This window comes from Kitasatospora sp. NPDC032121 (assembly GCF_055580145.1).
Map to the genome: position 1 here is coordinate 13,320 of NZ_JBVILX010000003.1, position 12,060 is coordinate 25,379.

Sequence of the window (12,060 nt, forward strand, 5' to 3'; positions counted from 1 at the left end):
GATCCGTGGTGGGATCGCCCGGCACATCCCTGTGCGGCGGGGCGGTCAGTGCTGGTGGGCGCCCGCCTCCTCGGCGTGCTCGGTGGCGGTGGCGGTGGCGGCGACGCCGGTGGTGGTCAGGGTGAAGGCCGCCGTGTGGACGGTGTCCTGGTGCTTGAAGTCCAGAAAGAGCCGGTAGCCGCCGGTGCTGGGGGCGGTGGTGGTGAAGCCGATCTCCGGGCCCGGGGCACTGGTGTCCGGGTGGACGTGGAGGTAGGCGAGGTCGCCGGCGCGCAGGGCGACGAGGTGGCCGTACGCGCCGAGGTAGGGCTGGAGGTCGGTGACTGGCTTGCCGTTCTTGCTGACGCCCAGGGTGAGCCGGCCGCTGCGCCCGGGGGTGAGGTCGCCGCCCAGGGTGACGGTGTAGCCGTCGACGGTGACGGTCCGGCCGGTCTCCGGCAGCGGGGCGGGGTGCAGGTCGCCCGCGGCGTGCAGGTCGGCGCCGAGGGTGAGGCCCTCGCTCTGGCCGGCGGGGGTGAAGTCCGCGAAGACCCGGTACTCGCCGGCGGCGGGGACGGCGGTGGGGGCGCTCCAGGTGCCGTCGGCGGTCAGTGTCGGGTGCAGGTGCTGGAAGGTGGACAGGTCACGCGGGGCGACGATCAGGTGCAGCTCCTTCTCGTGCTGTGGCTGGTAGGCGGTGACGGGCTTGCCGTCCGTGCCGAGGATGCGGAAGCGCAGGTCGGTGGGGGAGCCGGCGGTCACGAAGGGGTTGTCGACGCTGAGCGTGTAGCCGCGTTCGGAGATCTGCAGCCCGCCTGGCAGGTGCTCGGCGCTGCCGCCGTCCGCCTTCTCCTCGTGCCCCCCGTGCCCCCCGTGCCCCGCGTGTGCCGCGGCGGGCTTGGGCGCGGGGCCGCTGCCGGTGGCGTGGCCGACCCCGAGGGCGAGGCCGAAGGCGGCGGCGAGTCCGCCCGTGAAGGCGGTGATGCGCAGGGCGGTGTTCATGGCGGGGTTCCCCTCGGAAGGACGTGCGGGTCGGACGGGACGTGTGGCTCGGACGGACGTACGGAGTGGTGGGGCGGGCCCAGGCCCGCACGAGCCGGGCGACGGCCTGCGAGGCCTCGGCGATCCCGGCGGGCTCGCCCATCGGCTCGATGCCCCTGAGTGAATACCCCATAGGGGTATCAAGTCAACCGGATCGCGGGGCTCGAAAAAATACCGGCCAGGGGTATCGCGAGGCCTTGCCGTAGATACCCCTCGGGGGTATAAATGAACCCGGCACCGCCCCGATACCCCATCTGGGTATGACGGCCAGGCCGCCGAACGTACCGCACGACGACGTCACGAGGAGCGACGATGACTACGCAGGCACCCGCCTCCGCGGAGGTGGAACTCTCGATCGGCGGAATGACGTGCGCCTCCTGCGCGGCCCGCATCGAGAAGAAGCTCAACCGGATGGACGGGGTCACCGCCAGCGTCAACTACGCCACGGAGAAGGCGAAGGTCTCCTTCGAGGGCGGAGTCGAGGTCGCCGACCTGATCGCCACCGTCGAGGCCACCGGCTACACCGCCGCGCTGCCCAAGCCCCCGGCTGCCGAGGGCACGGGCGGCACCGGGCAGGCCGAGCCCGCCGACGAACTGGCCCCGCTGCGCCAGCGGCTGTTCACCGCGGTGGCGCTCGCGGTCCCGGTGATCGCGATGGCGATGGTGCCGGCCCTCCAGTTCGACAACTGGCAGTGGCTCTCGCTGACCCTCGCCGCGCCGGTCGTCACCTACGCCGCCTGGCCGTTCCACCGGGCCGCGTTCACCAACGCCCGGCACGGCGCCGCGACGATGGACACACTCGTCTCGCTCGGCACCCTCGCCGCGTTCCTCTGGTCGCTGTGGGCGCTGTTCTTCGGCGACGCCGGGATGCCGGGCATGCGGCACGGCTTCGAGTTCACCATCGCCCGCACCGACGGCTCGTCCAACATCTACCTGGAGGCGGCGGCCGGCGTCACCGCCTTCATCCTGGCCGGCCGCTACTTCGAGGCGCGCTCCAAGCGCACCGCCGGGGCGGCACTCAAGGCCCTGCTGGAACTGGGCGCCAAGGACGTGACGGTGCTGCGCGGCGGAGCCGAGGTGCGCATCCCGATCGCGGACCTCGCCGTGGGCGACCGCTTCGTGGTCCGCCCCGGCGAGAAGATCGCCACCGACGGCACGGTGGTCGAGGGCGCCTCGGCGGTCGACGCCTCGATGCTGACCGGCGAGTCCGTCCCGGTCGAGGTCGGGGTCGGGGACGGCGTCACCGGCGCCACCGTCAACGCGGGCGGCCGGCTGGTGGTCGAGGCCACCCGGGTCGGCGCGGACACCCAGCTGTCCCGGATGGCCAGGCTGGTCGAGGACGCGCAGAACGGCAAGGCGGCGGCCCAGCGCCTCGCGGACCGGATCTCCGCGGTCTTCGTGCCGATCGTGATCACCCTCGCGGTGGCCACCCTCGGCTACTGGCTGGGCACCGGCGAGGGCTGGACCGCCGCCTTCACGGCCGCCGTCGCCGTGCTGATCATCGCCTGCCCGTGCGCCCTGGGCCTGGCCACGCCGACCGCGCTGCTGGTCGGCACCGGCCGCGGCGCCCAGCTCGGCGTCCTGATCAAGGGCCCGGAGGTCCTGGAGTCCACCCGCAAGGTCGACACCATCGTCCTGGACAAGACCGGCACCGTCACCACCGGCCAGATGACCCTGCTCGCCGTGCACACCGCCGAGGGCGTGGACCAGGCCGAGGCGCTGCGCCTGGCCGGAGCCCTGGAGCACGCCTCCGAGCACCCGATCGCCCGGGCGATCGCCAACGCCGCCGCCAAGGCCGGCGAGCTGCCCGCCGTCGAGGGTTTCGAGAACGTCCCGGGCCTGGGCGTCCAGGGCGTGGTGGACGGCCACGCCGTGGTGGCCGGCCGAGAGGCCCTGCTCGGCGAGTGGTCGCAGCAGCTGCCCGAGGCGCTGGCCGAGGCCAAGCGCACCGCCGAGGCGGCAGGCCGCACCGCGATCGCGGTCGGCTGGGACGGCGAGGCCCGGGCCGTGCTGGAGGTCGCCGACGCGGTCAAGCCGACCAGCGCCGAGGCCGTCGGCAGGCTGCGCGCACTCGGCCTGACGCCGGTGCTGCTCACCGGCGACAACCGGGCGGTCGCCGAGGCCGTGGCGGCCGAGGTCGGCATCGCGCCGGAGCACGTGATCGCCGAGGTCATGCCGCAGGACAAGGTCGCCACCGTCAAGCGGCTGCAGGCCGAGGGCAGGGTCGTGGCGATGGTCGGCGACGGCGTCAACGACGCGGCCGCGCTCGCCCAGGCCGACCTGGGCCTGGCGATGGGCACCGGCACCGACGCCGCCATCGAGGCCGGCGACCTCACCCTGGTCCGCGGCGACCTGCTGGCCGCGGCGGACGCCATCCGGCTCTCCCGCAAGACCCTGGGCACCATCAAGAGCAACCTGTTCTGGGCCTTCGGCTACAACGTCGCCGCCCTGCCGCTGGCCGCGGCCGGACTGCTCAACCCGATGATCGCGGGGGCCGCGATGGCCTTCTCCTCGGTCTTCGTGGTCGGCAACAGCCTGCGGCTGCGCCGCTTCCGCTGATCCGTCGGTCCGTATGTCCGTCGGTCCGTCGGTGCTCAGCGGGACCGAACATCCGAGCCGCTCTCCACCACCGGGCCGAGGCCCCGGAACCCCGCCAGGGTTCCGGGGCCTCGGCGCTGCTCCGGCCCTGCCGCCGACGAGGCCCGTACGAGGACCCTCCGCCAGGGGCCCCTTGCCGACCAGCGCCGATCCGCCGGGAGCTAGAGTCCGACCCATGGACGAAGACACCGCGCGCTGGAACCGGATCGCCGATCTCCTGCCGGACGACATCGCCCGGGAGGTCAAGGACTGCCGGGCGATCGGGGAGCAGGAGAGCGGGCTCGGTCGGCTGGTCGAGGGCCTGCTGGCCCGCCAGATACCGATCAGCGGCACGGACCGTGCGCAGATCTCCGTGCTCGCCGAGGAGTGGGGAGTGCGCGAGCGGCTCACCCCGGGCCTCCTGCGCTGCCCGGGCGACGGCGCGCCCGCCCCGGTGCGGCTGCTGGACGGCGAGCGCGACGAGGCCGAGGTACTGACGGGCTGGACCGAGCCGGAGCTGGCCGACCTGGTGCTGGTGCCGTGGATCGGCTGCGCCCGCTGCGGCCGGACCTTGCTCCGCGCCCACGGCTGGGAGCCCTGGGACGACTTCTCGTACCTCGCCGAGCACTACGTGATCAGCACGCCGGACGGCGTCCGGGCACAGCGGATCCTCCCGCACGACGCCGCCGGCGCGGCCTTCGCCGAACTGCTCCACGGCTGCCCGGAGAAGGACTGACCCGGAAGGCGCCGACCAGGGAGAGGACCGACCGGCACAGCACCGACCCGCGGAGGGCTAACGCTCTTCCGGCAGCTCCACCGCCTGCCAGCGGTACGCCGCGTCCTCCTGCCACACCTGCAACTCGCCCTCCACCACCGCCGCCAGGCACAGCCGCCAGTCCTCGCCCATGGCCAGCGCGACCCCGGTCGCCGGGCGCAGCGTGGGCCGCCACCAGCGCGGTCGGCGCGAGGCGCCGCCGGCCGGCAGCCGCAGCCGTACGCCGCCCGCGCCGGCCAGCGCGACGGTCGGGCCGCCGCGGTGGCCCACCATGGCGATCCCGAGCGAGGGCTCACCGTCGCCGATCTCCGTTCCCGCCCCGGCCCTGCCGAGGGTGTGCAGCTGGACCGAGCCGTCCGGCCGCAGCGTGGCGGCCTGCGGTCCGGCGGAGGTGCGGGCCAGCGCTCCGGCGCGCAGCGGGCCGGCCGGGCCCACCGGGACGGGCGGCTGCGCGGTGCCGGGCCGCCAGCTCAGCACCCGCTCGCGGTGCTCGACCAGCAGCAGCCAGGCGCCGGGCCGCTCCTCGGCGGCGGCGAGCACCCGGTCGGCCGGGCAGCCGGGGTGTTCCTGGCCGGTGAGGGTGCGGCCGGGTGCCCAGCGGTAGGAGCGCAGCGCGCCGCCGGCCGCCGTCCAGACCGTCATCTCTCCGGCCGAGCCGCCCGACCCGAACGAGCCGCCGGAGCCGAACGAGCCGCCCGAGCCGCCCGGACCACCCCACCCGCCCGAACCGACCCCGCCCGCCAGGCCGTTGACCCCGCGCGCCGCCTCCCACCAGCCCGCCGCCGTACCGACCCACAGGGTGCCGCCGCGGTCCTCCGCGCAGACCACCAGCTCGCCCGGCTGCCCGGCCCAGCCGGCCGCCAGCTCCCGTACGGCGGACGGCCCCTGCCCCGCCGGGAGCCGTCGGCCGAGGGCGCCGGGGCCGGCCAGCGCGGTGCCGTCGGCGCCGCCGGTGACCACCAGTGGCCGCCCGTCCGGGTCGGGCAGCACGGCCAGGCCCGCGGTGCGGGCCACCGGCCGGTGGGCGCGCAGCAGTTCACGGCCCCGGGCGGCCCACGGGCCGAGCGGGGAGGGGCGGCGGTCCGGGTCGCGGGCCAGCGGTTCGCAGGCCCAGCGCGCCAACTCCTCGCCGTAGCCGGCCGCGAGGAGCTCGGCGCGGGCCTGCTCGGCGGCCAGCCGGTGGTCGAGGCGGCCGTGGTCGGGCAACAGCAGGGTTCGGGCGAGGGTGCCGACCGCGAACAGGTCCTTGGCGGTGGTCGGGAAGCCGCCGACCTGCTCGGCCTCCGGCGGGACGTGCCCGGGGGTGAACACCGCGACGGTCAGGGCGTGGTCCAGCGGGGCGAGGAAGGTCAGGTCGATCAGCTTGACCTGCCCCTGGCCGTCCACCAGGACGTTGGCGGGGGAGATGTCGCGGTGCACCCAGCGCTTGCGGTGCAGCTCGTCGACGATCCGGCAGAGCCGGGCCAGCACCTCGGCGACCGCCGACGGGCCGCCGTGCCGGCCGCGCGCCCAGGTGTGCAGCGGCACGCCCTCGACCCAGGGCGAGATCTGGTAGCCGAGCAGCGCGGCGCCGGGCGGGCTGCCGGGCCGGTGCGGGGAGGGGCCGAGCAGGAAGCTGGGCACCACCAGGTCGGTGACGCCCAGCCGGTGCGCGTTGTGCGAGACGTCGTCCCAACGGCCGAGCCAGCGCCGCACCTCGGTCGGGTCGCGCTCCAGCATGATCTTCGCGGCGACCAGTTCCTTGCGCCCGTTGTGGCCGGTGCGAACCGCCCGCCACACCTCGGCCTCGCCGCCCCGGTGGTGGAACTCCAGGAGCTCGTACTGCTCCGGGTCGAACTCCGGCCCGAAGCGGAGCCCGGGCACCCAACGCGACTGCGACACCCGACCCCCGACGCTACTGGCCGCTACCGACCGCTGTGGACGCGCTGTTGGCGCGCTGCTGTTGAGCTGCTGCTGTGCTCTCGTCCCCCTGGTGATGTGATGCCCAGGATAGTGCTCCTTTCCTGTTCGTCCGTCCGATCGAGGGCCTATTCTGATGGCACTCGGGCAACATCGCGACACGACGTCAAATCACGGCCACTCCAGGGAAGTTGATCATCCGGGTGGGCGGTACTCGAACCAGGGGGACGGTGCATGGCGCTGTTAGCGGTGCTGCTGGTCGTGGTGGCACTGGTCGGTGCGGCCGCCGTCGTCCTGGCCCGGCGCCGACGGGCCACGGACGCCGCGGCGGTGGCGAAGGCCCTCGCCGCGGCCGCCGAACGGCTCGCCGCCGGCCGGGCCGCCCAGGCCCGCCGCCGCTACGCCCGGCTGGCCCGCCGACTCGCCGACGCACCCGAGGAGTTGCGCCCGCAGCGCGGCCTCGCCCTGCTCGGCCAGGCCGAGGCCACCATCCCCACCGGCGACCAGCAGGCCACCCTCGCCCTGCACCGCGAGGCCTACCCGCTGCTCGCCGACCCGGCCCGCCAGCTGCCCCGGTGGAGCCTGCGCAGCCTCGCCGAGGAACGGATGCGGGCCCCCGACGGCGACCTCGGCCCGCTGCTCGCCTTCCTTCAGGCCACCGCCGCCGGCGCCGAGCCCGGCGAGGAGGCCGAGGCCGCCGACCACGCCCTGGACTGGCTGCAGCGCCGCTGCCGGGAGGGCGCCGTCGAGCAGCGCGAGGACGCCACCGCCCGCGCCCTCGCCGCCCTGCCGGGCCGGGACTGGCCGGTGCTCGCCCGCGCCGCCCTGCTGACCGCCACCGGCCGGGCCGTCGAGGCCGAGGGCCTGGTCGCCGAAGCGGCCCCCGGCGGCAGCGGCGAACTCTGGTTCCGCTGGGGCGTACAGCTGTACGCCCGGCACCAGGACGGGCCCGCCGTCGCCGCCTTCGACGAGGCGCTGCACTTCGGCCCCGGCGAGCCCTCCCCCTGGGGGCGCGGCCAGGCCCTGCGCACCGACGCACTGCTCTTCCGCGGCCTCGCCAGGCAGCGGGCCGGCAACACCCAGCGGGCCTGGGGCGACCTCGCGGCCGCCGCCGTGGAGAGTCCGACCGACCCCCGCCCCCGCTACGCCCTCGGCCGGCTCGCCCTGCTGCTCGGCGCCGACGAGCAGGCCCGGGAGGAGTTCACCGCCGCCCTGACCCTCCGACCGGACTTCGCCCCCGCCCGGTTCGGCCTCGCCCTGGTGCACGAGCGGGCCGACCGCCCCGCCGAGGCCGCCGCCGACTACCGGGCCGGCCTCGGCACGGCCCCCGACTGGCGCCCGGCCCGGGTCCGGCTCGGCGCCGCCCTGCTCGCCGCAGGTCAGGCCGGACCGGCCGAGCCGATCCTGCGCGCCGAGGCCGACACCGAACCGGGCAGCCGCTGGAGCGCCATCGCCGCCTTCCACCACGGCCTCGCCCTCGCCCGCACCGACGACCAGGCCGGCGCCCTCGCCCGTTGGGAGCAACTCGACGACGAGGACCTGCACCCCCGCCGCGCCCTGGCCCGCGACCGGCTCGCCCGCACCCGGCTCGCCACCGACCCGACGGCCGCCCGCGAACTCTGGCAGCAGGCCGTCGTCGAGCACCCCGCCGCCCCCGGCTACCGGGCCGCGCTGCGCGAAGCCGCCCTGCGCGAGGCCGCCCACCTGCTGGTCACCGGCCGCGACCGGGCCGAACCGCGCCGCCGCGCCGCAGCCGCGCTCGCCCTCGCCGACTCCCTGCCCGGCGCCCTCACCCACCGCCAGGCCCGGCTGCGCGCCGCGCTCGCCCTGGCCGAGGGCACCCCGGAGCCGGTCACCGCGCTGCTCGACGCCGGCAGCGGCCTGCGCGACCGCTACCACCTGGCCGCCGTCGCCCTGCTGGCGGGCCGCCCGGCCCGGACGATCGCCCTGCTCGGCCCGCCCGACCCGGCCGGCGACCCGGCGATCGCCCGGCTGCGCGCCCTGCTCGCAGAACGGGCCGGCAACTGGGCCGCCGCACTGGACTGGTACCGGCACTTCCTGGCCTCGGGCACAGCGGCCGGCCGGGCGCCGACCGGCGACTGCGCGCTCTGCGACCGCCCCGCCGCCGACACCTGCGGCGGCTGCGGCCGCGAGGCCTGCACCGACCACCAGCACACCCCGCGCGATGCCGCCTCGCCCCGCTGCGTGCGCTGCACCGCCCCCGTCCTGCGCGCCGTCCTCGACTGCGCCCGCCGGGCCGGCACTCCCGAACAGGCCGAACCCGTGCTCGCCCGCTGGGCCGAGGCGCTCGGCGACGGCACGGCCGCCGCACCCGTCCGGCTCGACCTCGCCCTGCTGCGCGCCGAACTCGGCCGACCGGACGAAGCCCTGGCCGACCTGCCCGAGGACGCCACGACGGCCCGCGCGGCCGTCCTGGTCCGCCGGGCCGGCGCCGCCCTCGCGGCCGACCGGCCGGGCGCGGCCGCCGTCGACCTGCGCCAGGCGCTCCGGCTCGCCCCCGAACACCCGCAGGCGGCGGGCGCGCTCGTCCTGCTCGCCGAGCACGAGGCGCACCAGGCCGCCCTCGACGGCCGCCACCGGGAGGCCTGGGAGGCCTACCGGGAGCTGCTGCGCGAGGACCCGGCCCACCCCCGGCTGCTGCACGCGCTCGGGCTGGCCGGCTACCGGCTCGCCGCCGGCACCCCCGACCAGGAGCCGGACGAGGAGCTCTGGGCCTGGACGCTCGGCTGCCTGGTCGCCGCCCTCCACCAGCCCGAGCTGTGGGCTGAGTCCGCCCGGACCACCGGCCGCACCGCCGAACCCCAGCGGCTCGCCGCCGCCCGCACCGGACTGCTCGACCGCCTCCGTGAGGACCTGCGCGCCCTGGACCGGGCCGCCGGGCGCGGCGGCGACGAGGTCACCGCCTGGACGCTGCGCCTCGGCATGGAGGCGTACTGTGCGGACGCCCTCGCCCAGGAGGACGTCCGGATCGCCCTGCCCGGCCGCCCGGACCGCCGCCTCGCGCTCGGCCCCGCCCTGGACCGGCTGCTCCGCGCTGATCCTGAACTCGCAGGCTGGGCCGAGGCGTTCGAGCAGGCCGTCCGGCCCTGGCAGCGGCCCGCCGGCCCCGACGCGCCCGCGCCCACCCGCGCCCTCGGCCTGTTCGGGGAGCTCGGCGCACAGCGCTATCTGCAGCTCCAGGGCAGGCAGGCCGCCGCCGTCGCCGCCCTGGACGCGGTGCCCGAACAGCGGCGCGGCGAGGACTGGCAGGCGCTGCTCGGCGAGTCCCTGGTCAGCCAGGCCCGCGAGCACCACCGCAACCAGGACTGGCGCGAGGCGCTGGACAGCCTCACCCGCGCGCGGTCCGTCCCCGGCGCCCGGCTGCCCGCCGACGCCGCCGCGATCGCCGCCGAGTCCGGCGTCCGGGCCGCCCGCGCGCTGCTCAAGAACAGCCTGGACGACCAGGCCGGAGCCGCCGAACTCCTGGAGAGAGCACTGGCGTTGGCCCCCGACGACCCCGAGGTGCGGGGTGACCTCGGCGCCACCTACGCCCAGTGGGCGCGCAAGATCAACAATGAGGACCAGGACTACCCCCGCGCCCTCGCCCTGCTGGAGAAGAGCCTGGACCTGGTCCCCGGCGACCCGACCGCCCGGCACTTCCTGGAGGCCGCCCTCGGCAACCGGGCCGGCCAGCTCAGCCACCCCGACGCCACCGACGCGGAACTGGAGGAGGCCGCCGACGCCTGGCGGGCGCTGATCGAGCTCAACCCCGACCCGGACCACCGGATCGGCCTCGCCTTCGTACTGCGCCAGCTCTCCCGCTCGGCCGCCTTCGCCGACGACCGCCGGCGCGCCGTCGAGCGGATGGCCGAGGCGCTGCGTGCCGACCCGGACTGGGAGGGCGGGGTCGAGCACGAGGCCCCGCGCCGGGTCTCGGTGATGCTCGCCAACCACGTGGTGGACGCCATGCAGGACCAGCCGTTCACCGCCCAGGCCGCGATGCTGCAGAAGGCCAAGTCCTACGACGACTCGCCGGACATCCGCCGGCTGATGGTCAGCCTCTGGCGCGGCGAGGCCATCGGCCACTACGAGGCCCGCCGCTACCTCGAGGCCATCCGGCTGCTGGAGGAGGCCCTCGGCCTGTCCCGCACCCCGGAGGACACCGACAAGCTGCACCGCGAACTCGGCATCGTCTACGGCTCGTTCGCCGTCCAGCGGGCCAACGCCCGGCAGCTGCGCGAGGCCCGCGACCTGGCTCGCAAGGCCGTCGAGCACAATCCGGACGACCTTGAGCTGCGAGCCATGCAGATGCGGATCAACTCGCTCTACTGACGGCAACCGTACGGCAGTTGGGATGCGTCCCAGACCGTACGCCGCAGCCGTACCGCCACCCGCACCGCCGACCGTACCGACACCCGGACCGCCGACCGTACCGCCACCCGTACCGCCGACCGTACCGCCGACCGGACCGGCATCCCAGCCACCCACCCCGGCCACTGTGAGGAGAGGGACCGCCCGCCATGCCACTGCACGAACCGTCGCCGTACGAGGTCCTGGGCATCCCGCTCACGGCCGGCGTGCGCGAGATCAACCTCGCCGTCGGACCGGCGATGCGGGCCGGCCGCTACAGCCGCCAACAGATCCAGGAGGCCGCCGCGCTGCTGCGCAACCCGGACCGGCGCCTGGAGGCGGACCTCCAACAGCCGCTCCCGCCGGAACCGGTGGACCAGGCCGCCGAGCTCCTCGCCCCCGCGCTCGCCGAACCGCTGCTGGTGATCGAGCGCGAGCCGCTGCCGCCCGTCGCCACCCTGCCCGTCCTCCACCGGGCCGAGCTGGCCGCCGACTTCACCGAGCCCGCCCCCGGCGGCGCCGACCCCGAACCGCCCGTTCCCGCCCGCTACGCGGCGGACCTGTCCGTGCTGCCGCAGATCGAGGTACCCGAATGACCGACGCACCCACTGACCTGACCGCCGGCGCGTCGACCGCCGAACTGCTCGGCGGCCAGCGGCCGTTGGAGATCCCGCCCGGCGTCGAGGAGGTCGACCTGGAGGCGGCGTTCGGCCGGCTGCTCTTCCGGGCCTCGCTGCTGGGGAGCAAGCTGGCGGAGCAGAAGCAGGCGGCCCGGGCCGAGCAACGCGAACTCCTGGGCATCCTGGTCGAGGTGGACGACGCGCTCGCCGCCCTCGGCCTGGACCGCGAACTGGTGGCGCTCGGGCGCGGCGCCGGCCTGGAGGCCACCCGGAGGCGGCTGCTCGGACAGCTGGCCAAGGCCAAGGTGCGGCCGATGCGGCTGGAGGGCATGACGGCCGACCCGGACCTGACCGAGATCGTGGGCACCGAGGCCCGGCCCGGGGTGGCGCCGGAGACGGTGGTGCGGACGGTGGTGACCGGGTTCTTCTGGGAGGACGAGGTGCTGCGCCGGGCCCAGGTGGTGGTCGCCGCGCCGGAGCCGGACCCGGAGCCGTCCGAGGCCACTGAAGCCGTCGAGCCCGAGGCGCTGGAGCCGTCCGAGGCCACCGAAGCCGTCGAGCCCAAGGCCTTGGAGGCGCTCGAGGCCACCGAAGCCGTCGAGCCCGAGGTGTTGGAGACCCCCGAGGCACCGGAGACACCTGAGGCGACCGCGACCGCCGCCACCGCGCCGGTCATCCGCGTCCAGCCCAAGGCAGCCCCGCCCCGGGCCCGCCGCCGGGCCAAGGCCGTGGCCCAACAGGCCCAACAGGCCCAACAGGCCCAACAGGCCAAGCGCAAGAACTAGCCAGGACCAGGACCACGAGGGGCAAGAGGGGAAC

Annotated in this window: 7 protein-coding genes; 5 read left to right on the top strand and 2 right to left on the bottom strand. The window is 76.2% G+C overall.

Going from position 1 to position 12,060, the window contains the following annotated elements; all coding sequences use genetic code 11:
• Positions 1–45 precede the first annotated feature (45 nt).
• The gene (locus tag ACZ5OX_RS11155; RefSeq protein ID WP_465629641.1) at positions 46–981 is read right to left on the bottom strand and encodes a hypothetical protein; all 936 of its coding nucleotides are present in this window, start codon (positions 979–981) and stop codon (positions 46–48) included.
• 351 nt (positions 982–1,332) lie between these two features.
• Between ACZ5OX_RS11155 and ACZ5OX_RS11160 the strand changes: the two genes are divergently transcribed.
• Both ACZ5OX_RS11160 and ACZ5OX_RS11165 read left to right on the top strand, forming a co-directional pair.
• Positions 1,333–3,579, top strand: coding sequence for a heavy metal translocating P-type ATPase (locus tag ACZ5OX_RS11160; protein ID WP_465629642.1), 2,247 nt, complete (start codon positions 1,333–1,335; stop codon positions 3,577–3,579).
• 214 nt (positions 3,580–3,793) lie between these two features.
• Entirely contained in the window at positions 3,794–4,333 is a 540-nt protein-coding gene (locus tag ACZ5OX_RS11165) for a hypothetical protein (protein WP_465629643.1), read from the top strand.
• 57 nt (positions 4,334–4,390) lie between these two features.
• Here ACZ5OX_RS11165 and ACZ5OX_RS11170 read toward each other — a convergent pair whose 3' ends face one another.
• Positions 4,391–6,253 (bottom strand): protein kinase domain-containing protein, encoded by a 1,863-nt coding sequence (locus tag ACZ5OX_RS11170; RefSeq protein WP_465629644.1) that lies wholly within the window; start codon positions 6,251–6,253, stop codon positions 4,391–4,393.
• Between the two features lie 252 nt (positions 6,254–6,505).
• Here ACZ5OX_RS11170 and ACZ5OX_RS11175 point away from each other — a divergent pair, with 252 nt between their 5' ends.
• From ACZ5OX_RS11175 to ACZ5OX_RS11185, 3 genes are all read left to right on the top strand, one after another.
• Positions 6,506–10,603, top strand: a complete 4,098-nt coding sequence (locus ACZ5OX_RS11175; protein WP_465629645.1) for a tetratricopeptide repeat protein — start codon at positions 6,506–6,508, stop codon at positions 10,601–10,603.
• Between the two features lie 188 nt (positions 10,604–10,791).
• On the top strand, positions 10,792–11,217 hold the full coding sequence (locus tag ACZ5OX_RS11180; protein ID WP_465629646.1) for a hypothetical protein: 426 nt from the start codon (positions 10,792–10,794) through the stop codon (positions 11,215–11,217).
• Positions 11,214–12,026 carry a nucleotide exchange factor GrpE gene (locus tag ACZ5OX_RS11185; protein ID WP_465629647.1) on the top strand — a complete coding sequence of 271 codons (813 nt, stop codon included), beginning with the start codon at positions 11,214–11,216 and terminating at the stop codon, positions 12,024–12,026. Before ACZ5OX_RS11180 ends, ACZ5OX_RS11185 begins: the two co-directional genes overlap by 4 nt.
• Positions 12,027–12,060: the final 34 nt, after the last annotated feature.

What these genes read in the sequence shown, in the direction of transcription:
- ACZ5OX_RS11155 (WP_465629641.1), bottom strand. Translation starts at nt 981, where the DNA reads ATGAACACCGCCCTGCGCATCACCGCCTTCACGGGCGGACTCGCCGCC.
- ACZ5OX_RS11160 (WP_465629642.1), top strand. Translation starts at nt 1,333, where the DNA reads ATGACTACGCAGGCACCCGCCTCCGCGGAGGTGGAACTCTCGATCGGC.
- ACZ5OX_RS11165 (WP_465629643.1), top strand. Translation starts at nt 3,794, where the DNA reads ATGGACGAAGACACCGCGCGCTGGAACCGGATCGCCGATCTCCTGCCG.
- ACZ5OX_RS11175 (WP_465629645.1), top strand. Translation starts at nt 6,506, where the DNA reads ATGGCGCTGTTAGCGGTGCTGCTGGTCGTGGTGGCACTGGTCGGTGCG.
- ACZ5OX_RS11180 (WP_465629646.1), top strand. Translation starts at nt 10,792, where the DNA reads ATGCCACTGCACGAACCGTCGCCGTACGAGGTCCTGGGCATCCCGCTC.
- ACZ5OX_RS11185 (WP_465629647.1), top strand. Translation starts at nt 11,214, where the DNA reads ATGACCGACGCACCCACTGACCTGACCGCCGGCGCGTCGACCGCCGAA.